General features: G+C 72.0%; 18 protein-coding genes. 6 read left to right on the top strand and 12 right to left on the bottom strand.

Translation table 11 applies throughout. The features are described 5' to 3' along the window. Positions 1-98: 98 nt before the first annotated feature. Positions 99-1,562 (top strand): cytosine permease, encoded by a 1,464-nt coding sequence (locus tag S1361_RS27430; RefSeq protein WP_208034591.1) that lies wholly within the window; start codon positions 99-101, stop codon positions 1,560-1,562. A 4-nt stretch (positions 1,563-1,566) separates the two neighbouring features. Here the strand turns inward: S1361_RS27430 and S1361_RS27425 are convergent, their stop codons facing one another. Both S1361_RS27425 and S1361_RS27420 read right to left on the bottom strand, forming a co-directional pair. Next, a complete protein-coding gene (locus S1361_RS27425) occupies positions 1,567-2,655 on the bottom strand; it encodes a branched-chain amino acid aminotransferase (protein WP_208034590.1) in 1,089 nt (362 codons plus the stop codon). A 237-nt stretch (positions 2,656-2,892) separates the two neighbouring features. Next, positions 2,893-3,936 carry a 3-isopropylmalate dehydrogenase gene (locus S1361_RS27420; protein WP_208034589.1) on the bottom strand — a complete coding sequence of 348 codons (1,044 nt, stop codon included), beginning with the start codon at positions 3,934-3,936 and terminating at the stop codon, positions 2,893-2,895. Between the two features lie 143 nt (positions 3,937-4,079). Here S1361_RS27420 and S1361_RS27415 point away from each other — a divergent pair, with 143 nt between their 5' ends. After that, positions 4,080-5,627, top strand: a complete 1,548-nt coding sequence (locus S1361_RS27415) for a purple acid phosphatase family protein (RefSeq protein WP_208034588.1) — start codon at positions 4,080-4,082, stop codon at positions 5,625-5,627. A 47-nt stretch (positions 5,628-5,674) separates the two neighbouring features. Here the strand turns inward: S1361_RS27415 and S1361_RS39920 are convergent, their stop codons facing one another. Together S1361_RS39920 and S1361_RS27410 are read right to left on the bottom strand one after the other, a co-directional pair. Next, positions 5,675-5,806 (bottom strand): hypothetical protein, encoded by a 132-nt coding sequence (locus S1361_RS39920; protein WP_279577627.1) that lies wholly within the window; start codon positions 5,804-5,806, stop codon positions 5,675-5,677. Between the two features lie 289 nt (positions 5,807-6,095). Next, positions 6,096-6,623 (bottom strand): GNAT family N-acetyltransferase, encoded by a 528-nt coding sequence (locus tag S1361_RS27410; protein WP_425088071.1) that lies wholly within the window; start codon positions 6,621-6,623, stop codon positions 6,096-6,098. 218 nt (positions 6,624-6,841) lie between these two features. Between S1361_RS27410 and S1361_RS27405 the strand changes: the two genes are divergently transcribed. Continuing rightward, positions 6,842-7,264 carry a hypothetical protein gene (locus S1361_RS27405; protein ID WP_208034586.1) on the top strand — a complete coding sequence of 141 codons (423 nt, stop codon included), beginning with the start codon at positions 6,842-6,844 and terminating at the stop codon, positions 7,262-7,264. Between the two features lie 97 nt (positions 7,265-7,361). Here the strand turns inward: S1361_RS27405 and pruA are convergent, their stop codons facing one another. Together pruA and S1361_RS27395 are read right to left on the bottom strand one after the other, a co-directional pair. Beyond that, the gene (gene pruA, locus S1361_RS27400) at positions 7,362-8,993 is read right to left on the bottom strand and encodes an L-glutamate gamma-semialdehyde dehydrogenase (protein ID WP_208034585.1); all 1,632 of its coding nucleotides are present in this window, start codon (positions 8,991-8,993) and stop codon (positions 7,362-7,364) included. A 39-nt stretch (positions 8,994-9,032) separates the two neighbouring features. Continuing rightward, complete coding sequence (locus S1361_RS27395; RefSeq protein WP_208034584.1) at positions 9,033-10,013, bottom strand: proline dehydrogenase family protein; 981 nt, start codon at positions 10,011-10,013, stop codon at positions 9,033-9,035. A 161-nt stretch (positions 10,014-10,174) separates the two neighbouring features. On the opposite strand from S1361_RS27395, the gene S1361_RS27390 reads away from it, so the two are divergent. Beyond that, positions 10,175-11,473: a PucR family transcriptional regulator gene (locus S1361_RS27390; protein WP_208034583.1), complete on the top strand. Its 1,299-nt coding sequence runs from the start codon at positions 10,175-10,177 to the stop codon at positions 11,471-11,473. 19 nt (positions 11,474-11,492) lie between these two features. On the opposite strand, the gene pdxR is transcribed toward S1361_RS27390, so the two are convergent. After that, complete coding sequence (gene pdxR, locus S1361_RS27385; RefSeq protein WP_208034582.1) at positions 11,493-12,917, bottom strand: MocR-like pyridoxine biosynthesis transcription factor PdxR; 1,425 nt, start codon at positions 12,915-12,917, stop codon at positions 11,493-11,495. A gap of 47 nt (positions 12,918-12,964) precedes the next feature. Here pdxR and S1361_RS27380 point away from each other — a divergent pair, with 47 nt between their 5' ends. Beyond that, positions 12,965-14,236: an MFS transporter gene (locus S1361_RS27380; protein WP_208034581.1), complete on the top strand. Its 1,272-nt coding sequence runs from the start codon at positions 12,965-12,967 to the stop codon at positions 14,234-14,236. Between the two features lie 39 nt (positions 14,237-14,275). On the opposite strand, the gene S1361_RS27375 is transcribed toward S1361_RS27380, so the two are convergent. Beyond that, positions 14,276-14,860 carry a TetR/AcrR family transcriptional regulator gene (locus tag S1361_RS27375; RefSeq protein WP_208034580.1) on the bottom strand — a complete coding sequence of 195 codons (585 nt, stop codon included), beginning with the start codon at positions 14,858-14,860 and terminating at the stop codon, positions 14,276-14,278. A 109-nt stretch (positions 14,861-14,969) separates the two neighbouring features. Here S1361_RS27375 and S1361_RS27370 point away from each other — a divergent pair, with 109 nt between their 5' ends. After that, complete coding sequence (locus S1361_RS27370) at positions 14,970-16,484, top strand: MFS transporter (protein WP_208034579.1); 1,515 nt, start codon at positions 14,970-14,972, stop codon at positions 16,482-16,484. 113 nt (positions 16,485-16,597) lie between these two features. Here S1361_RS27370 and serA read toward each other — a convergent pair whose 3' ends face one another. From serA to S1361_RS27350, 4 genes are all read right to left on the bottom strand, one after another. Then, positions 16,598-18,187, bottom strand: a complete 1,590-nt coding sequence (serA, locus tag S1361_RS27365) for a phosphoglycerate dehydrogenase (RefSeq protein ID WP_208034578.1) — start codon at positions 18,185-18,187, stop codon at positions 16,598-16,600. A 227-nt stretch (positions 18,188-18,414) separates the two neighbouring features. Beyond that, complete coding sequence (gene ilvC / locus S1361_RS27360; protein WP_208034577.1) at positions 18,415-19,413, bottom strand: ketol-acid reductoisomerase; 999 nt, start codon at positions 19,411-19,413, stop codon at positions 18,415-18,417. Between the two features lie 118 nt (positions 19,414-19,531). Next, positions 19,532-20,056, bottom strand: coding sequence for an acetolactate synthase small subunit (gene ilvN, locus S1361_RS27355; protein ID WP_030654216.1), 525 nt, complete (start codon positions 20,054-20,056; stop codon positions 19,532-19,534). Between the two features lie 24 nt (positions 20,057-20,080). Beyond that, complete coding sequence (locus S1361_RS27350) at positions 20,081-21,931, bottom strand: acetolactate synthase large subunit (protein ID WP_208034576.1); 1,851 nt, start codon at positions 21,929-21,931, stop codon at positions 20,081-20,083. Between the last annotated feature and the right edge of the window lie 204 nt (positions 21,932-22,135).

The following is a 22,135-nucleotide window of genomic DNA, read 5'->3' as shown; positions in this document are numbered from 1 at the left end:
CAGATCTCGTGGCACGGAAGGATTGACCGGACGGCGGGCTTCACGTCACATTGAACGTCGCTCTAATCCAGTGAGGCGGCCGTCGAAGGAGACCAGCCATGCCCGTAGAACAGCGCGGTGTCGACACCATCCCGGACGCGGAACGCACCAGCGGGCCACGGGACCTCGTGTCGATCCTGCTCGGTTCCAACCTCTGCCTCGGAGTGATCATCTTCGGCTGGCTGCCGCCGTCCTTCGGGCTCGGCTGGTGGGCGTCGGTGACCGCGATCGTGGCGGGCACGGTGGCCGGCACCCTGTTCACGGCCCCGCTCGCGCTGGTCTCCCTGCGCACCGCGACCAACCTGTCCACCTCCTCAGGCGCCCAGTTCGGTGTGCGCGGCCGGCTCGTCGGCTCGGTGGTCGGGCTGCTGCTGGCGCTCGGCTACACCGCGCTGACGGTGTGGATCGGCGGGGACGTGATGCTGACGGTCCTCGGCCGGCTCTTCGGGGTGCCGGCGGACGGGGTGTCGTACGCCCTCGTCTACGCGGTGCTCGCCGCCGCGACCGTCGCCGGCGCGGTCTACGGCTACCGGGTGCTGCTCGCCATGTCCCGCGTCCTGGCGATCGGCATGACGGCGCTGCTGCTGCTCGGCGTCCTCGCCTACGCCCCGCACTTCACCACCGCCGCGCTGCCGGGCGCGGGCGGCTACCTGCTGGGCTCCTTCTGGCCGACCTGGTTCCTCGCGGCGGTGGCGGCGGGCCTGTCCGGCCCCATCGCCTTCATCACGCTGCTCGGCGACTACACCCGCTACATCTCCCCGGCCCGCCACACCTCGCGCCGCGTGCTGCACGCCACCTGGCTCGGGCTGGTCCTCGGCCTGCTGGTCCCCCAGCTCTTCGGCACCTTCACGGCGTACGCGGCCGGCGCGGCCACCGACTACGCGGGCCCGCTGGTCGCGGCCTCCCCCGGCTGGTACCTGGTGCCGCTGCTGCTGTCCGCCTCCGCGGGCTCGGTCGGCAACGCGGGGCTGATGCTGTACTCCATGGGCCTGGACCTGGACGCGATCCTGCCCCGCGCCTCCCGCGCACGCGCCACCCACACCGTGGCGATCGTGGCCACGGCCTGCGTGTTCGCCGGCCACTACCTGTGGGACGCGCAGTCGGCGATGACGTCCTTCGTGCTCCTGCTCACCGCCATCGGCACTCCCTGGGCGGTCATCACCCTCATCGGCTTCGTCCGCTGCCGCGGTGTGTACGACGCCGACGCCCTCCAGGTCTTCAACCGCCGCTCCCGGGGCGGGATCTACTGGTACCGGGCGGGCTGGAACGTCCGGGCGACCGTGTCCTGGGCGCTCGGCGCCGGCGTCGGCCTGCTGGCGGTGTCCCTGCCGTCGTACGAGGGCCCGCTGCTGTCCCTGACCGGCGGGGTGGACTGCAGCTTCCTGCTGTCCGGGCTGGTGGGCGCAGTGGCGTACCTGCTGCTGACACGCGGCGAGGAGCGCCCCGAAGGGGCGCGGGGAACTGCGCGACAAGCCACGACGGACCCGCAGACGATCGACGGCCTGTCCCGCAGTTCCCGCTGAGCCGTCAGCCGACGCGGTGCATCCAGCCGTGCTTGTCCTCGGCCGTCCCGCGCTGGAGGTCGAGCAGGGCCTCACGCAGCCGCAGGGTGACCTCGCCCGGCTGCCCACCGCTCTGCTGCCACTCCGCACCGGCCCGCTTGATGGTGCCGACCGGGGTGATCACGGCGGCGGTGCCGCACGCGAAGACCTCGGTGAGGGTGCCGTTCTCCGAGTCCCGCTGCCACTGGTCCACCGAGACGCGGCCCTCCTCGGACTCGAACCCGAGGTCACGGGCGACGGCCAGCAGGGAGTCACGGGTGACGCCCTCCAGGATGGAACCGGTCAGGGTGGGCGTGACGATCTTGTTGCCGTACACGAAGTACAGGTTCATCCCGCCCAGTTCCTCGACCCACTTGTGCTCGACCGCGTCGAGGTAGCAGACCTGGTCGCAGCCCTTGGCGGCGGCCTCGGCCTGGGCGAGCAGGGACGCGGCGTAGTTGCCGCCGGTCTTGGCGTCGCCCATGCCGCCGGGGACGGCACGGACGCGGTCCTCGGAGACCCAGATGGACACCGGCCTGACGCCGCCCGGGAAGTACGCGCCGGCCGGGGAGGCGATGACGAGGAAGAGGTACTCGTTGGCGGGCTTGACGCCCAGCCCGACCTCGGTGGCGATCATGAACGGACGCAGGTACAGCGACTCCTCGCCGCCGTGCGCGGGCACCCAGTCGATGTCCTGCCGGACCAGGGCGTCGCAGGCCTCGATGAACGTCTCGACCGGGAGTTCCGGCATGGCGAGGCGGCGGGCGGAGCGCTGGAAGCGCTTGGCGTTCTGGTCCGGCCGGAAGAGGGCGACCGAGCCGTCGGGCTGCCGGTACGCCTTCAGACCCTCGAAGATCTCCTGCGCGTAGTGCAGGACGTGGGTGGCCGGGTCGAGGGGGATCGGCGCGTACGGAACGAGCTGACCGTCGTGCCAGCCGCGGCCCTCGGTCCACTTGATCGTCACCATGTGGTCGGTGAAGTGGCGGCCGAACCCCGGATTGGCCAGGATCGCCTCGCGCTCTGCGGCGGCGAGCGGGCTGGCGGAGGGCTTGAGCTCGATCGTGGGCGTCGTCATGTGTTGTCCTTCACCGGTTGTAGTGACGGGCCGCGCTCACGCCTGTACTGCCGGTCGCCAGTGCTAGGACGTCCGAGCATTCCCTCATATCGCGGCTCCGCGTTCGATTATCGCGCGGGGGCGGTAGCGGACGGAATCGGGGTGAAGCGGTCCAGGGGTTGATGGTGGCACCCGGCGAGGCACAGGAAAAGCCGCCGGGTGCGGTTGCGACCCGGCGGCTCGGTGTAGCGCGGCGGGTCAGCCGGCTACGCGTACGGCGAGCGCGTCGCCGATCCCGGAGGTGCTCCGGGCGGGCTGCCCGGCGCGCTCGGTGAGGTCGGCGGCGACCGCCGCGTCGATGCGGTCGGCCTCGGCGTCGTAACCCAGGTGGCGCAGCAGCAGGGCGACGGACAGGACGGTGGCGGTGGGATCGGCCTTGCCCTGGCCGGCGATGTCCGGGGCCGAGCCGTGGACCGGCTCGAACATGGACGGGAACTCGCCGCTGGGGTTGATGTTCCCGGAGGCGGCCACGCCGATGCCGCCGGAGACGGCCGCGGCGAGGTCGGTGATGATGTCGCCGAAGAGGTTGTCGGTGACGATGACGTCGAAGCGGGCGGGGTCGGTGACGAGGTAGATCGTCGCCGCGTCGACGTGGATGTAGTCGGTGGTGACCTCGGGGTACTCCTGGGCCACCTGGTTGAAGATGTTCGTCCACAGGTGCCCGGCGAAGGTCAGCACGTTGTTCTTGTGGACCAGCGTGAGCTTCTTGCGCGGGCGGGCCTGGGCACGCTCGAAGGCGTCGCGGACCACGCGCTCGACACCGTAGGCGGTGTTCACCGAGACCTCGGTGGCGACCTCGTGCTCGGTGCCCTTGCGGATGGTGCCGCCGTTGCCGGTGTACGGGCCCTCGGTGCCCTCGCGGACGACGACGAAGTCGATCTCCGGCTGGCCGGCGAGCGGGGTGGCGACACCGGGGAGCAGCTTCGAGGGGCGCAGGTTGACGTGGTGGTCGAAGGCGAAGCGGAGCTTGAGCAGGAAGCCCCGCTCCAGGACGCCGGACGGGACGCTCGGGTCGCCGATGGCGCCGAGCAGGATCGCGTCGTGCTGCTTGAGGGAGTCGAGGTCGGCGTCGGTGAGGGTCTCACCGGTGGCGTGGTAGCGCTTGGCGCCGAAGTCGTACTCCTTGGTCTCCAGCTTCACATCCTGCGGCAGGACGGCGGAGAGGACCTTGAGACCCTCGGCCACGACCTCCTGGCCGATGCCGTCACCGGGGATCACTGCGAGATTGATGCTGCGAGACATGCGGGCACCCTACTCCTCGTCCCATGGGATGACACGCCCTGTCCGTCATGCGGACACCCGGGCGGGTGGCCGGCGTCCTCCCGTCGGCTGGGGTTCACCCCTGTGCGGCAAGGACGTTGAGCCGCGGTGGAACGTTTCCGTGCATGGACACCCCCGACGTCGGCATCCCCCGCGCGCTCGCCGGACGGCTGAGCATGGCCGAACAGTACGAGTACCTGCACACCCGGGTGCTCCCGCGCCGCACGCTGGTGACGGCGGGGGCGGTGGCGGGCGGTCTGCTGACCGGCTGCGCCGGCGCGTCCGGGGGCCGGCCGGGCCCGGCCGGCTCGCGGGCACCGGGCTGGGTGGTGCGCCCGTTCGGCCGCCATCTCGCCTTCGGCGCCGACCCCCGCACCCGGATGCGGATCTCCTGGCAGGTGCCGTTCGCGGTGCGGCGGCCGTACGTCCGCCTCGGGCTGCGCCCCGACGACCTCGGGCGCCGGATCGCGGCCGAGGTACGGCCGCTGCACACGCCCGGGGTGCCGGGGGTGCGGCCCGCCCTGGAGCAGTACTACGTGCACGCGGCCGTGGACGGTCTCGCGCCCGGGACGACGTACCACTACGGCGTCGGCCACGACGGCTGGGACCCGGCCGCCGCCGGTCACCGCGCGGCCATCGCCTCCTTCCGCACGGCGCCCGCCCGTCCGGAACGCTTCGTGTTCACGGCCTTCGGCGACCAGGGGGTGGGCCGGGCGGCGAGCGCCAACGACGGTCTGCTGCTGCGCCAGAAGCCCGCCTTCCATCTGCACGCCGGCGACATCTGCTACGCGGACGTCAACGGCACCGGGCAGCGCACGGACGGCTACGACCCCGCCTTCTGGGACCTGTTCCTCGAACAGAACGAGCCGGTCGCACGGTCCGTGCCGTGGATGGTGACGACCGGCAACCACGACATGGAGGCCTGGTACTCACCGGACGGCTACGGCGGCCAACTGGCCCGGTTCTCGCTGCCGGAGACCGGCTTCGACCCGCACGGCACCCCGGGCGCCTACGCCTTCGTGTACGGGAACGCCGGCTTCGTCGCGCTGGACGCCAACGACGTGTCGTACGAGATCCCCGCCAACCTCGGGCGCAGCGGCGGCCGGCAGACGGCCTGGCTGGACCGGACGCTGCGCCGGCTGCGCGCGACGGACGGCATCGACTTCGTGGTGGTCTTCTTCCACCACTGCGCCTACTCGACCTCCCGGCACGCCTCGGACGGGGGTGTCCGGCGCGAGTGGCTGCCGCTGTTCGCACGGCACCGGGTGGACCTGGTGATCAACGGGCACAACCACGTGTACGAGCGCACGGACGCGATCAGCGCCGGAGGGGTCGGCCGGGCGGTGCCGGTCGGCGGCTCCACCGATCCCGGCCGGGACGGCACCGTGTACGTCACGGCGGGCGGCGGCGGGCGTGACCTGTACGCCTTCCCCCCGGGCGTCGAGGACAGCCACGAGGGACACGTCACCCGGCACGAGGCCGTGCGGTCCTTCGTCTGGACGAAGGACAAGGACCGCCTCCCGGAGACGGCGGACTGGTCGCGGGTGCGTTACACCGGCTTCTCGCTGCTGGCGGTGGAGGTGCGGCCGGGCGCCTCACCGCGGCTCGTGGTGTCGGCGCTGGCGCAGGACGGGCGGCGGATCGACCACTTCGAGGTGCGGCGCGGCGGGTGAGGCCGCGCCGCACCCCTCGGGCTGCGGCTCCCGGCTGGTGGTGCGGCTCAGTGGCCGGTCGCGCCGCCGTTGTCCCGGCGGTCCAGGGCGCGCTGGAGGGCGGCGGCGGCGTTCTGGCGGTCGGACTCGCTCGTGCGGGACACGTGGCGGACTCGGCGGCGGACGGTCGTCTCGGCCATGGCGATCGACTCCTTCGGCATACGTGGAGCACGGCAGTGAGGGTTGCGAGTCGCCGGAAGGGGCGGGAGCGCCGGCCGCAGGGGTTGCCTGCACGGGGCCTGGCTCACGACCGCCATTCGCTGGGTCGAGCGAGACGTTCGGCTCCTTTCAAATTAAGGGAGCGGTCCGCGTCTGTCTGCCCAATTACTCGGACTTCCTACTATCTGAGACGGTGGACCGGGTCACACCTCTCTGAGCTGGGCTTTCGCGCGATTCAGCGATCCCCCGCAGGAGGGAAGGCAGGAGGCGTCAGGTCACGTCGCCGTCGCGCCAGTCGAAGACCAGCTCGCCGTCGGGGTCGAGCGGGCCGGCGAGCGCGGGCCGTACGTACACACCGCCTTCTTCCTCCGGCAGCCCTACGATCCCGTCCGGCGAGAGGGCGTGCACCCGGCCGGGCCACTGCTGCCAGCCGCGGGCGGTGTACAGCAGGGCGCCCTCGTCGCTCGCGGCGAGCGCGCCGAGGTCGTAGGCCCGGTCGACCACCCGCTCCAGCTCGGCCATCACCCGCCCGCCGAGCCCCGTCCGCCGTACGTCGGCCCGCACGGCGACGGCCTCCACGTACCCGGTCCGCAGCCAGCACCCCCCGTGCCGCACCCGGCGCATCACGAGCGACCCGTGAGCGGCGAGCCCGCCCCCGTCCCGGACCAGCACATGCATCCCGCCGAGCCCGTGGTCCCAGTCCGCGTCGGAGAAGTCCCCGTCGAACGCGTCGTCCAACAGGGCGCGTACGTCCCGGAGTTCGGACGGGTCGAGGTCGGCGGTGTGGGCGGTGCGCATGCGGATGACCACGGCGTCATTCTCCGCCCGCCCGGCCGTCCGCCGGAATACCGGCCAGCCGGCAGGGCCCGCGGTTGCAGTCCGGGTGGGCCTGTAGCACGGTGGTGAAACGGATGGGGCCGGTGGTGCTGCCGTGACGTGACCGGAGCCAGCCCCCGTGCTCGAGGCGCCCATGGGCCCCGTTGACCTCCCCACACTCCCCTGAGGCAGGTGGTGACATGCCTACCAACACTTCGAGCCGCGGGTACCGCACCCTGGCGGTCTGCGCCGTGGCCACTGCCGGCGGCCTGCTGTTCGCCGGTCCGGCGCGCTCCGCGGTGCCGGAGCACCCTGCGGGACTGGAGCCGGGAACGGTGACCTACTCCGGCTCCGTGAGCTGCGCGGGCAAGTTCCCGAACACCGTCCCCACGAGGGTCACCCTGCGGGCGCTGGGTTCGTCCGTCTCGGACGGGGTCGACAGCCAGAGCCAGCCGAACGCGCCCTACGGTCCCGTCGACCTCGTCGTGCCGGTGAACACGAACTTCAAGCTGGCCGTCACCGTGACCTGCACGATTCCGGGCGGCAGCAGCCACCAGTACCACCTGAAGATCAACCAGCACGATCTGAGCGACGACGACACCATCACGCTGAACCTCCCGTGAGGGCCTGACGGCCGCACGGGACGCCGCGTGACGGGAAGGGGCCGGCGGGCCCGCCCCGAAGGTCAGGTCCGCCGGCCCGTGTCCGGGGCGCCGGGGATCAGCCCATGTGCGGGTAGGTGTAGTCGGTCGGCGGGACCAGGGTCTCCTTGATGGCGCGGGTCAGGGTCCAGCGCTGGAGGTTCTGGGGGGCGCCGGCCTTGTCGTTGGTGCCGGAGGCGCGGCCGCCGCCGAAGGGCTGCTGGCCGACGACGGCGCCGGTCGACTTGTCGTTGATGTAGAAGTTGCCGGCCGCGTAGCGGAGCTTCTCCATCGTGTAGGCCGCGGCCGCACGGTCGTTGGCGATGACCGAGCCGGTGAGGGCGTAGTCCGAGACCGACTCCATCTGGGTCAGCATCTCGTCGTACTTGTCGTCCTCGTAGACGTGGACCGCGAGGATCGGACCGAAGTACTCGGTCGTGAAGACCTCGTTCTCCGGGTCGGTGCACTCGATGACGGTCGGGCGGACGAAGTAGCCGACCGAGTCGTCGTAGCTGCCGCCCGCGACGATCGTGCAGGCCGGGTCCGCCTTGGCGCGGTCGATCGCGGCCTTGTTCTTGGCGAAGGCGCGCTCGTCGATGACGGCGCCGAGGAAGTTCGACAGGTCGGTGACGTCACCCATGGTCAGGTAGTCGACCTCGGCCGCGAACTCCTCCTTGAAGCCGGAGTTCCAGATGGAGGCCGGGATGTACGCGCGCGAGGTGGCGCTGCACTTCTGGCCCTGGTACTCGAAGGCGCCCCGGGTGAGGGCGGTCTTCAGCACCGCGCGGTCGGCCGACGGGTGCGCGACGAGGAAGTCCTTGCCTCCGGTCTCGCCGACCAGGCGCGGGTAGGAGCGGTACTTCTCGATGTTGGTGCCGACCGTCTTCCACAGGTACTGGAAGGTCCTGGTCGAGCCGGTGAAGTGGATGCCGGCCAGGTCGCGGTGGTGCAGGGCGACCTTGGAGACCTCGATGCCGTCGCCGGTGACGAGGTTGATGACGCCCTTGGGCAGGCCCGCCTCCTCCAGCAGCTGCATGAGGAGGACGGCCGCGTGGGTCTGCGTCGGGGACGGCTTCCAGACCACCACGTTGCCCATCAGGGCGGGAGCGGTGGGCAGGTTGCCGGCGATCGCCGTGAAGTTGAACGGCGTGATCGCGTAGACGAAGCCCTCCAGCGGGCGGTGGTCCAGGCGGTTCCACACGCCCGGGGAGTTCGCCGGGGGCTGCTCGGCGAGGATCTGGCGGGCGTAGTGGACGTTGAAGCGCCAGAAGTCGACCAGTTCACAGGGGGTGTCGATCTCGGCCTGCTGCGCGGTCTTGGACTGGCCCAGCATGGTGGAGGCGGCGAGGGTCTCGCGCCAGGGGCCGGCCAGCAGCTCGGCGGCGCGCAGGATGATCGCGGCACGGTCGTCGAAGGACATCGCACGCCAGGCCGGCGCGGCGGCCAGGGCCGCGTCGATGGCGTCCCGCGCGTCCTGCTGGGTGGCGTTGCGCAGGGTGCCGATGACGGACTTGTGGTTGTGCGGCTGGACCACCTGGATGGTCTCGCCGCCGCCCATCCGCTTCTCCCCGCCGATGGTCATCGGCAGGTCGATCGGGTTCTCGGCCAGCTCCTTGAGCTTGACCTCCAGCCGGGCGCGCTCGGGCGAGCCGGGGGCGTAGCCGTGCACCGGCTCGTTGACGGGGGTGGGGACCTGGGTCACAGCGTCCATGAGATCCGTAACTCCTTGTACGTGAGCGGGTGTGCGGGCTCAGCCCTTGCTGACCATGGAACGGAGGAAGAAGCGCAGGTTCGCCGGCTTCTCCGCGAGACGGCGCATGAAGTAGCCGTACCAGTCGGTGCCGTAGGCGGTGTAGACGCGCATGCGGTGGCCCTCGGCGGCCAGCCGCAGGTGCTCGTCGCCGCGGATGCCGTAGAGCATCTGGAACTCGTACTCGTCGAGCTTACGGCCGGCCTTGTGGGCCAGCTCCTGGGCGATGGCGATCAGGCGCGGGTCGTGCGACCCGATCATCGGGTAGCCCTCGCCGTCCATGAGGATCTTCAGGATCCGCACGTACGCCTTGTCTATCTCGTGCTTCTGCTGGTAGGCGACCTCGGCGGGCTCCTTGTAGGCGCCCTTGACCAGGCGGACGCGGCTGCCGGCGGCGGCGAGGCGGCGGGCGTCGGCCTCGGTGCGGAAGAGGTAGGCCTGGATGACGCAGCCGGTCTGCGGGAAGTCCTTCCGCAGCTCCTCGTGGATGGCGAACATCGAGTCCAGGGTGGTGTGGTCCTCGGCGTCCAGCGTCACCGTCGTACCGATGGCGGCGGCCGCCTCGACCACCGGGCGGACGTTGGCGAGGGCCAGCTCGTGGCCGCCGTTGAATGTAGGGGCGGGCCCGGAGGGCCCGTCGAGCAGGGCGGTGGTGGGCGACGGGAGGGACTGCCCGAACATGGACAGCTTGACCGACATCTCGACCCGCTCGCCGAGCTCCAGCCCCTTGAGGTGGTCGATCAGCTCCAGGTAGGCGTCCCGGGCGTGGGCGGCCTGCTCGGGGGTGGTGATGTCCTCGCCGACGACATCCATCGTCAGCTCCAGGCCCTTGGCCGTCAGGTCCTCGACGATCGGGACGATGTCGGCCACGGTCTCGCCGGGGATGAAGCGGTCGACGACCTGCTTGGTCACCGGGGCCGCCGAGATCAGGCGTCGCATCCGGTCGCTGCGCGACGCGGCGAGAATCACGGGACCCAGCACGGGGCACCTCCACAGAGCACCAAATACGCCGTCACCCGACGATTCGGGTACGGCACGGAGAACCACCGTGAAACCTAAGGATCTCTCCGATCCTCGGCCATCGACAGCTGTCACGCATCCGTGCCCGAGATCTCAGACAGATGTATGAAGGCGGCCGGGGAATGAGGGAGAATGCCCGAGTGGCGGCGGATTTCAAGGCGTTCAAGGCGGACTACCAGGAGCTGGTGGACGAGATCTCGGAGCTGCTCGGGGTGCCCGCGACCCTGGAGAACCGCGACTTCGAGCTGATCGCCTTCGGCGCCTACGACAGCGATGACGAGCTGGATGCGTCCGCGCTGGACCCGGTGCGCACCCGCTCGATCCTGACCCGTCGCTCCACGGCCACGGTCCGGTCCTGGTTCGAGGGCTTCGGCATCACCCGCGCGACCGGACCGGTCCGCATCCCGCCGAGCCCCGAGGCCGGCGTCTACCGCGGCCGGATCTGCCTGCCCGTACGGCATCGCGGTGTCGTCCTCGGCTACGTCTGGCTGCTGGACGGCGACCCCGGGCCGACCGACGCCCAGCTGGCCGCCGCGATGGGGGTCGCGGGCCGGATCGGCGCGCTGCTCGCCGACGAGGCGGCGGCCGGGGCGGGGCTCGGCCGGGAGCTGCGGGCGGTGCTCACCGCGGAGGGCGGCTGGCAGCGGGACATGGCGGTGGCCGACCTGCGCACCGCCCTGGGGCCCCGCGCGGACGGCCCGCACACCCTGGTCTGTGTCGCGCCCTGGCCGTCGGCCGACCCGGACGACGCCCCGGCCGCCCGTACGATCCCGCACGCGACGGCGCTGTGCACGCTGCCGTGGGGGGCGTCCGGGCAGAGCCTGGCGCTGCTGGTGCGGCTGCGGACCACGGAGACGAGCGCACCCGCGCTGGCGGCGGCCACGCGGCTGCTGAAGGAGGCCGAGGGGGCGCGCGGGGCGGCGGGCGGCGCGGCGCGCGGGACCGGGGCCCGGGTGGCGGCGGCGGTGGCCGCGGGACTCGCCGCCGGGACCGGGGCCGCCGGCGGCGCCGCCCTCGCGGCCGGGGTCGGCGAGCCGCGCACCGGCCTCGCCGAGCTGGGCACGGTCTGGCAGGAGGCCGCGGCCGCGGCGCGTGCCGCGCTGGCCGAGCCGCGGTTCGGGCCGGTCGCGCAGTGGGCGCGGATCGGACCGTACCGGCTGTTGACCGCCCTGCCGCCGGGAGCCGCGCACGACCGCGTCGTCGGCCCGCTCCTCTCCCCCGCCCACCGGGAACTGGCCCGCACCGCCGAGGTGTTCCTCGACTGCGCGGGACAGGCCGGCCGCACGGCCTCCGAGCTGGGCATCCACCGGCAGACGCTCTACTACCGCCTGTCCCGCGTGGAACAGCTGACCGGCCTGGACCTGGACGACGGCGAGGACCGGCTGCTGCTGCACATGGCGTTGAAACGGGCCCGGCTGTAACAGGCCCGGGGGAACGGGATCACCGGCCGTCCGCCGAGCCCTCCAGCACCGCGCCCGCCGCCGCGATGCCCTCCGTGATGGCCCGTTCGGGCACGTCGCCGAAGCCGAGGACGAGCCGGGGCGGGTCGGCGGCCCGCGAGGTGCGGAAGGCACTCATGCCGTACAGGCCGACGCCGCGGGCGCGCGCCGCGGCGGTCACCGTCTGTTCGTCCGCGCCGGGCGGCAGGTGGGCCACGGCGTGGAAGCCCGCGGCCAGACCGGTCAGGCGCACCGCCGGGGCGTGCTCGGCGAGGGCGGCGCGCAGGGCCCTGCGGCGGGCCGCGTACAGGGTGCGCATGCGGCGCAGATGGCGGTCGTAGCGGCCGGACTCGATGAGCCGGGCGAGAGCCAGCTGGTCGAGGGTGGGCGTGCCGCGGTCCGCGATCCGCTTCAGCTCGGTGACCTCCGCGGTGAGCGCGGGCGGGCTCAGCAGCCAGCCGATGCGCAGGGCGGGGGCCAGGGACTTGCTGACCGTGCCGATCGAGGCGACACGGTCGGCCGCGAGGCCCTGGAGCGCACCGACCGGCTCCCTGTCGTAGCGGAACTCGGCGTCGTAGTCGTCCTCGATGACGTACGCGTCATGGCGCCGCGCCCAGCCGAGCAGCGCGTGCCGGCGTTCCGGGGCGAGGAGGACTCCGGTGGGCCACTGGTGGGCCGGGGTGACGATCACCGCGCGGGCGCGGGTCGCCTCCAGGGCGGTGACGTCGATGCCGTGCGCGTCGACCGGGACGGGGACCGGGGTGAGGCCCGCCGCGCGGATGGCCGCGGTCGCGCTGGTGGGGCTGCCCGGGTCCTCGTGGGCGACGGCCCGGACACCGGCGCGGGCCAGCGTCTGCAGGACGAGGGCGAGCCCCTGGGCGTAACCGGAGCAGACGAGGGTGTGGTCCGGGTCGGCGGCGGCCGCGCGGATCCGGCGCAGGTAGGCGGCGACGACCGTGCGCAGGTCGCGGCTGCCGCGCGGGTCGCCGTAGTCGAGAGCGGCGGTCGGCATCCGGCGGGCCGCCTCCCGGACCGCCCACAGCCAGTCGGCGCGCGGGAAGGAGGCGAGGTCGGGGACGCCGTGCCGGAAGTCGGCTATCAGCCGCGGCGGTTCGGGGCGCCGCTGCGCCGGCGGGGCGGGCGGGGCGACCGGGGCGCAGGCGGCCACGCGGGTGGCCGAGCCGACGCGGGCGACCAGGTAGCCCTCGGCCTGGAGCTGGGCGTAGCAGTCCTGGACCAGGCCGCGGGACAGGCCGAGCTGGCGGGCCAGTTCACGGGAGGACGGCAGGCGTTCGCCGGCGTGCAGCCGCCCGGTGCGGATCGCGTCCCGCAGCTGTCGTTCCAGCTGGACACGCAGTTGCTCACCGCTGCTCCGGTCGACGCTCAGCAGCAGCTCGGGGGAGAGACCGGCCCACTGGACAGGCATGGAATTGGAGCTTACCGGGGGTCCGGTCGCTGCCTAGCGTCGGCGCCATGAACCCGACAGCCGAACCCACCACACCCACGGCCACCCCGACCCCGCGACCTCCGCTGCTGAGCCGCGCCCTGCTGCTGCGGTTCGTCAGCGTGGTGGGGTCGACGGCGAGCTTCTTCCTGCTGCTGTCGGCGGTGCCCGCGCACGCCGGCCGGGGCGGGGCGGGCCTCGCGACCGGCTCGCTGATGCTGTCGACGGTGCTCGGCGAACTGGCCGGGCCCCGGATCCTCGGCCGCTACGGCCGCCGGGGCCCGCTGGCGGCCGGCCTCTTCCTGCTGGGCGCGCCCGCGCTCGTGCTGCCCCTGTCCGACGCCCCGGCCTGGACGGCGGCGGTGTGTCTGGTGCGCGGTCTGGGCTTCGGCCTCACGATGGTCGCCGGCGGGGCCCTGACGGCGGCACTGATCCCGGCCGGGCGCAGGGGCGAGGGGCTGGCCCTCGTCGGCGTCGTCGGAGGTGTGCCGGCGCTGCTGGCGCTGCCTCTGGGCATCTGGCTGGCCGGCCACCTCGGCTACGCCACGGTCACCACGGCAGCGGCCGTCGCCGCCCTCGCGGCGCTCCCGACGGTACCGGCACTCCGTGTGGACGGGGCGGCGGCCGGCGGCCGGGGCAGGGCGCGCGGGGGTGCCGCGGCCGGCAACCGGCGCACGGCGCGCTTGGGTGCGGCGGCCGGCGGCGGCCGGGAGGCGGACCTCGGGATGGTGGGGGCCGTGCGGGCCGGCGGGCTGCGGCGGCCCACCATGGTGTTCGCGGCCACCGCCGTCGCCGCAGGCATCCTCGTCACCTTCCTGCCGCTGGCGGTCCCGCCCGCGTCCGGCGTCGCGACGCCGGCCCTGCTGGTGCAGAGCACCGCGTCGACCGCGGCCCGCTGGGCGGCGGGGCGGTACGGCGACCGCCGGGGCTCCTGGCGGCTGGTCGTACCGGGACTGCTGGTGTCGGCCGCCGGGCTGTCGGCCCTCGCGGCGACCTCCAGCCCGGTCGCCGTACTGGTGGGCGCCGCGGTCTTCGGCACCGGCTTCGGCGTGACCCAGAACGCCACCCTCACCCTGATGTACAGCCGTGTCTCCGCCGGGTCGTACGGCACGGTCAGCGCCCTGTGGAACCTCGCCTACGACGGGGGCATGGGCGTGGGCGCCGCGGGCTTCGGGCTCCTCACGGCGCACACGGGCTATGTGTGGGGGTTCGCGCTGACCGGGATCCTGATGCTGGGTGCCCTGGGCCCCGCGGTACGCGACCGGCGAGCGGATGCCCGTCACCACCCGGCCCGCCCCTAGGGCCCGCCAGGGCAGGGCGCCGGCCCCCGGCCCCGCCGGTCAGCTCCCGTCCACGCCGGCGATCACCCGCCGCAGCCCCTCCGTGAGCTGGTCGGCGGTGGTCGCCGTGTCCGGGTCGAAGAGCCACTGGACCATGAGGCCGTTGAGGAGGGTCTGGTAGAGGCGCCCCTCGGCCTCGACCGTCTCCGGGTCGAGGTCCGCCTCCGGAATGCCGGTGAACATGGACGCGAGCCCCGCGCGGCCCTCCCGCTGCGCCTCGGCCAGGAGCTTGCGGACCTCCTCCAGCCGCTCGTCCTGGAACATCAGCTCGAAGCTGAGCAGCCAGATCGCCCGCGACCCGGGCACCGTGGCGATGATCCCGGCCATCACCTCCCGGAAGCGTTCCAGCGAGCCCGGGGGCTGGGTCGTCCGCACCCCGGCACCGGGGTCGAAACGCTCCCCCACGGCCTCGATCAGCGAGATGTACGCCTGCACCAGCAGCGCGTCCTTCGAGCCGTAGTGGTAGCCGATCGACGCCAGGTTGGTGCCCGACTCCCGGACGATGTCCCGCGCGGTCGTGCGCAGGAAGCCCTTCTCCAGCAGGCAGCGCTTGGCGCCCTCGAGCAGATCCTCACGGTGTCCCATGCGGCCAGCCTACCCGCGATCCATACAAGCGTCCTAGACGCGCGACTTATACAGACGACTTATACAGCCGTTCTAGACAAGCGTTTAAGACGCCCGTACAGTCTCCGGCATGACGATGAACGCGACGAGCACCACCGCCCCCGTCCGAGCCGGGCGCCGCGAGTGGACCGCGCTCGGTGTGCTGATGCTGCCGCTGCTGCTGGTCTCGATGGACGTCTCCGTCCTCTACTTCGCGACCCCCGCGATCAACGCCGACCTCCGGCCGAGCGGCACCCAGCAACTGTGGATCTTCGACATCTACGGCTTCGTCCTGGCCGGCCTGCTGATGACGATGGGCTCGCTCGGCGACCACATCGGCCGCCGCCGGCTCCTCCTGCTGGGAGCCGCGGCCTTCGGCGCCGCCTCGCTCCTCGCGGCGTACGCGAACAGCGCCGAGACCCTGATCGCGGCCCGTGCGGTCCTCGGCATCGGCGGCGCGACCCTGATGCCGTCCACGATGGCCCTGCTGCGCACGATGTTCACCGACCCGGCCCAGCGGGCGAAGGCGATCGGGCTGTGGTCCGGCGTGATGACCGGCGGCATCGCCCTCGGGTCGGTGATGAGCGGCATCCTGGTCGAGCACTTCTGGTGGGGCTCGGTCTTCCTGGTCAACCTGCCCGCGATGGCGCTGTTGCTCGTCCTCGGCCCGCTGCTGCTGCCCGAGTCGAGGCAGCCCGCGCCCGGCCGCTTCGACTGGCCGAGCGTCCCGCTGTCCATGGCCGCCGTGCTCCCCGTGATCTACGGCCTGAAGGAGATCCCCTCCGAGGGCTGGCATCCGCAGTACGTCGTCGCGATCACCGTCGGCCTGCTCTTCGCGGCCCTGTTCGTCCGGCGCCAGCGCACCGGCACCTCCCCGCTGATCCCGCCGGCCCTGCTGAGGGGCCGCGGCTTCACCCCGGCGCTGGTCCTGAACCTCGTCGCCAGCCTCGGCATGATGGGCTCGGCCATCTTCACCACGCAGTACCTCCAGTCCGTCCTCGGCAAGAGCCCGCTGGCGGCGGCCCTGTGGAGTCTGCTGCCCTCGGTGTTCATCGGGGTCGCCGGTCCGGTCACGGCAACGCTCGTCCAGCGGGGCGTCAACCGGGGGTACGTCGTCGCCGGCGGCTTCGCGGCCATGGCGGCCGGTTACCTGGTGTTCGTCCCCGTCGGCACCGACTCGCTGTGGCTGGTGCTCGTCGGGGGCGGCGTCCTCGCCTGCGGAATGATCGCGATCATGTCCCAGCTGACCGACCTCGCCATGACCGGCGCGGCGGTGGAGCGAGCGGGCACGGCCTCCTCCCTGCTGGAGACCAGCGCCGAGTTCGGCGGCGCGCTCGGCATGGCGGTCCTGGGCTCCATCGGTACGGCGCTCTACCGCCACGAGATGCCGGCCTCCGCGCCGGACCAGGCCCGCGAGACCCTGGGCGGCGCCCTCGCGACGGCCGCCCACCTGCCCGGCGGGGCCGGCGAAACCCTCCTCGCCGCGGCCCGGGAGGCGTTCATCCACGGCATGCGGGGTGCGGCGCTGGCCGGGGCGGTGATCCTGGTGCCGGCGGCGCTGGGGGCGGCGGTGACGCTGCGGAGGATCGAGGCCGCGCAGAAGTAAGGGACACAAGAAAGCGCCGGACGGGCTGACTGCTGTCAGCCCGTCCGGCGCTTGTGGACGAGGCCGCGAGGCCGAAGCGCGGGCCCGGGGGCGCCAGCCCCCGGACGGCGGCCTCAGACCAGGTTCACCGAGCGGGCGGAGGCCGCGCCGATCTCCGCGGCGACCTCGGCCAGGACGGCGGGGCCCACCGTGTCGTCGACGGTGAGAACGGCCAGCGCCTCACCGCCCACGGCCGCGCGAGCGACCTGCATGCCGGCGATGTTGAGGCCGGCCTCGCCGAGGATGCGGCCGACGGTGCCGACGACACCCGGACGGTCCTCGTAGCGCAGGACGACCATGTGCTCGGCGAGGGCGAGGTCGACGTCGTAGTCGCCGACCGCGACGATCTTCTGGACGTGCTTCGGGCCGGCCAGCGTGCCGGAGACCGACACCTCCTCGCCCGTGCCCAGCGTGCCGCGCACGGTCACCACGTTGCGGTGGTCGGCCGACTCGGAGCTGGTGGTCAGCCGCACCTCGACCCCACGCTCCTGCGCGAACAGCGGGGCGTTGACGTACGACACCGTCTCGTCGACGACGTCCTCGAAGACACCCTTGAGCGCGGACAGCTCCAGCACCTTCACGTCGTGCTGGGTGATCTCGCCGTAGACCTCGACGTCGAGGCGGACCGCGACCTCACCGGCGAGCGCGGTGAAGATGCGGCCGAGGCGCTCGGCGAGCGGCAGGCCCGGCTTGACGTCCTCGGCGATGACACCGCCCTGGACGTTCACCGCGTCCGGCACCAGCTCTCCGGCGAGGGCGAGGCGGACCGACTTGGCGACGGCGATACCGGCCTTCTCCTGCGCCTCGTCCGTCGACGCGCCCAGGTGCGGGGTGCAGACGACCTGGTCCAGTTCGAAGAGCGGGGAGTCGGTGCACGGCTCCTTGGCGTACACGTCGAGGCCGGCGCCGGCGACCCGGCCCTCCTTCAGCGCCGCGTACAGCGCCGCCTCGTCCACGATGCCGCCGCGGGCGGCGTTGACGATGCGCACGGTCGGCTTGACCTTGCGCAGCGCCTCGTCGCCGATCAGGCCGAGCGTCTCGGGGGTCTTGGGCAGGTGGACGGTGATGAAGTCGGAGACCTCCAGCAGCTCGTCCAGCGACAGCACCTTGACGCCCATCTGCGCGGCCCGCGCGGGCTGCACGTAGGGGTCGTAGGCGACGACCTTCATGCCGAAGGCGGACATGCGCTGCGCGACGAGGGCACCGATGCGGCCCAGGCCCACCACGCCCAGCGTCTTCTCGGCCAGCTCGACGCCGGTGTACTTGCTGCGCTTCCACTCGCCGTTCTTCAGCGCGGCGTTGGCCTGCGGGATGTTGCGGGCCGTGGAGAGGATGAGACCGCAGGCCAGCTCGGCGGCGGTCACGATGTTGGAGGTGGGGGCGTTGACGACCATCACGCCGGCCTTGGTGGCGGCGGAGACGTCGACGTTGTCCAGGCCGACACCGGCCCGGGCGACGACCTTGAGCTTCTTCGCGGCGGCGATGGCCTCGGCGTCGACCTTGGTGGCCGAGCGGATCAGGATCGCGTCCACGTCGGCGATGGCCGGCAGCAGTTCGGCGCGGTCCGCGCCGTTGCAGTGCCGGATCTCGAAGTCCGGACCGAGTGCGTCGACGGTGGCAGGCGACAGCTCTTCAGCGATGAGTACGACGGGTTTCGAGCTCACGTGAGTCCTCACATGTGCGATGCGGACGGCCGTCCCGACGGCCGCAGGCGGTGGAGGGGGGCTAGCCGCGGAAGACGCACGACGCTGTGGGCCTGACGCGTGTTGTGCAGCAGTGTAGTGGCGGGGCGGGCGTCGTATTGCGCCGCCGCGGAAGGATCACCCGACCGGGGCTGGACGGGGTGGACAACAAGGGCCGGAGCAGTCCGCCCCGGCCCCTGTCGGCAGGCTTACGCCTCCTCGTCCACCCACGACATCAGCTTGCGCAGCTGCTTGCCGGTGGTCTCCAGCAGGTGCTCGGAGTCCTGCCGCTTGTACTCGTTGTACTTCTTCAGACCGCCGTGGTACTCGTCCATCCAGGTCCGGGCGAAGGTGCCGTCCTGGATCTCGGCGAGGACCTTCTTCATCTCGGCCTTGGTGGCGTCCGTGATGATGCGCGGACCGGTGACGTAGTCGCCCCACTCGGCGGTCTCGGAGACCGACCAGCGCATCTTCTCCAGGCCGCCCTCGTACATGAGGTCCACGATCAGCTTCAGCTCGTGCAGGCACTCGAAGTAGGCGATCTCCGGCTGGTAGCCGGCCTCGGTCAGGGTCTCGAAGCCCGCCTTGACCAGGGCCGCGGTACCACCGCACAGCACGGCCTGCTCGCCGAAGAGGTCGGTCTCGGTCTCCTCGGTGAAGGTCGTCTTGATGACGCCGGCGCGGGTGCCGCCGATGCCCTTGGCGTACGACAGGGCCAGCGCGAAGGCGTTGCCGGAGGCGTCCTGCTCGACGGCGGCGATGCACGGAACGCCGCGGCCCTCCTCGTACTGGCGGCGGACCAGGTGGCCCGGGCCCTTCGGGGCGACCATGGCGACGTCGACGCCGGCCGGGGGCTTGATGAAGCCGAAGCGGATGTTGAAGCCGTGACCGAAGAACAGCGCGTCGCCGTCCTTCAGGTTCGGGGCGATGGACTCCTCGTAGACCTGGGCCTGGATCGGGTCCGGCACCAGGATCATGATGACGTCGGCCTCGGCGGCGGCCTCGGCCGGGGTCACCACGCGCAGGCCCTGCTCCTCGGCCTTCGCCTTGGACTTCGAGCCCTCGTGCAGACCGACACGGACGTCCACACCGGAGTCACGCAGCGACAGGGCGTGGGCGTGGCCCTGGCTGCCGTAGCCGATGACCGCGACCTTGCGGCCCTGGATGATGGACAGGTCGGCGTCGGCGTCGTAGAACAGCTCGGCCACTTTGGGTTCTCTCCTTGTGTGCAGGTGGTGCGTCCCACCGTATGACGGCGGGCGGGAAGGAAGTTCGGGGGTCTCGGCATACGGGCGGCCGTCGATCGCCGGCCGCCCGTTCTCAGTCTTACGCCGTCCGGTCGAGAGCGCGCAGCGAGCGGTCCGTGATCGAACGGGCACCACGGCCGATCGCGATCGTGCCGGACTGGACCAGCTCCTTGATGCCGTACGGCTCCAGCATCTTGAGCATGGCGGACAGCTTCTCGCTGGAACCGGTGGCCTCGATGGTCACGGCCTCCGGGGAGACGTCGACGGTCTTGGCGCGGAACAGCTGGACGATCTCCACGATCTGGGAGCGCGTCTCGTTGTCGGCGCGGACCTTCACCAGAACGAGTTCGCGCTGCACGGCCTGACCGGGCTCCAGCTCCACGATCTTCAGCACGTTGACGAGCTTGTTGAGCTGCTTGGTCACCTGCTCCAGCGGCAGGTCCTCGACGCCCACCACGATGGTGATGCGGGAGATGTCGGGGTGCTCGGTGACGCCGACCGCGAGCGAGTCGATGTTGAAGCCGCGCCGGGAGAACAGGGCGGCGATGCGGGCGAGGATGCCCGGCGTGTTCTCCACCAGGACGGAGAGCGTGTGCTTGGACATGGTCTTCTTGCTCTTCCTTGCCTGTCAGTCGTCTTCGTTGTCGCCGAAGTCGGGGCGGACGTCCCGGGCGGCCATGATCTCGTCGTTGGAGGTGCCGGCGGCGACCATCGGCCAGACCATCGCGTCCTCGTGGACGATGAAGTCGATGACGACCGGGCGGTCGTTGATGGAGTTGGCCTCCTGGATGACCTTGTCCAGGTCCTCCGGGCGCTCGCAGCGCAGGCCCACGCAGCCCATCGCCTCGGACAGCTTCACGAAGTCCGGCACGCGCGTGCCCTTGGCCTCCGGGTTGATGTCGTCCGGGCCGCTGTGCAGCACGGTGTTGGAGTAGCGCTGGTTGTAGAAGAGGGTCTGCCACTGGCGGACCATCCCGAGGGCGCCGTTGTTGATGATGGCGACCTTGATCGGGATGTTGTTCAGGGCGCAGGTGGTCAGTTCCTGATTGGTCATCTGGAAGCAGCCGTCGCCGTCGATCGCCCAGACCGTCCGCTCCGGCTGCCCGGCCTTGGCACCCATCGCGGCCGGGACCGCGTAGCCCATGGTTCCGGCACCGCCGGAGTTGAGCCAGGTGGCGGGGTTCTCGTACTGGATGAAGTGCGCGGCCCACATCTGGTGCTGGCCGACGCCCGCCGCGAAGATCGTGCCTTCGGGGGCGAGCTGTCCGATCCGCTCGATGACCTGCTGCGGGGAGAGGGAGCCGTCGTCCGGCAGGTCGTAGCCGAGCGGGTAGGTCTGGCGCCACCGGTTCAGGTCGCTCCACCAGGCGCTGTAGTCGCTCGCGTGGCCCTCGCTGTGCTCCTTCTGCACGGCCTGGACCAGGTCGGCGATGACCTCGCGGGCGTCGCCGACGATCGGCACGTCCGCGGCGCGGTTCTTGCCGATCTCCGCCGGGTCGATGTCCGCGTGGACGATCTTGGCGTAGGGGGCGAAGCTGTCCAGCTTGCCGGTGACCCGGTCGTCGAAGCGGGCGCCGAGGGCCACGATCAGGTCGGCCTTCTGCAGCGCGGTGACCGCGGCGACGCTGCCGTGCATGCCGGGCATGCCCAGGTGCTGCGGGTGGCTGTCCGGGAACGCGCCGAGCGCCATCAGCGTGGTGGTGACCGGCGCGCCGGTCAGCTCGGCGAGGACCTTCAGTTCGGCCGTTGCCCGGGCCTTGAGCACACCGCCGCCGACGTAGAGGACGGGCCGCCGGGCGGTGGTGATGAGCTTGGCGGCCTCGCGGATCTGCTTGGCGTGCGGCTTGGTCACCGGGCGGTAGCCGGGCAGGTCCATCACCGGCGGCCAGGAGAAGGTGGTCTTCGCCTGGAGCGCGTCCTTGGCGATGTCGACCAGGACCGGGCCGGGGCGGCCGGTGGAGGCGATGTGGAACGCCTGCGCGATGACCCGCGGGATGTCCTCGGCCTTGGTGACGAGGAAGTTGTGCTTGGTGATCGGCATGGTGATGCCGACGATGTCCGCCTCCTGGAAGGCGTCCGTGCCGATCGCCTTGGAGGCGACCTGGCCGGTGATCGCGACCAGGGGGACCGAGTCCATGTGCGCGTCGGCGATCGGCGTCACCAGGTTCGTCGCACCCGGGCCGCTCGTCGCCATGCAGACGCCGACCTTGCCGGTGGCCTGCGCGTAGCCGGTGGCCGCGTGGCCGGCGCCCTGCTCGTGCCGGACCAGGACGTGCCGCACCCGGGTGGAGTCCATCAGCGGGTCGTACGCCGGCAGGATCGCACCGCCCGGAATGCCGAATACCGTGTCCGCGCCGACCTCCTCGAGGGAGCGGATGAGGGACTGCGCACCCGTGACGTGCTCGACGGGGGCGGACTGCTGTCCTCCGGAACGGGGCCGCGGCTGCGGATGGTGGGCCCCGGTGGCCTGCTCGGTCATCGGCATTCTCTTCTCGATGCTGAGGGTTTTTGCGAGGTGCGGGCGGAGTTGGAGCGCTGCACGAAAGTCACACGTGCAACAAAAAACCCCTCGTGCCGCAAGGCAAGCGAGGGGAGCGCGCCGGTGAGGTCGCTGGGGATTCCGGATCGTCCTCCGGTGGGTCCCAGCTCAGCCGACGCGCTGTCCAAGTACGAGAATTCGGGT

This window comes from Streptomyces cyanogenus, assembly GCF_017526105.1.
Lineage (GTDB): Bacteria > Actinomycetota > Actinomycetes > Streptomycetales > Streptomycetaceae > Streptomyces > Streptomyces cyanogenus.
The sequence above is the reverse complement of the archived record's forward strand: the minus strand, read 5'-3'. Positions and strand labels throughout refer to the sequence as shown.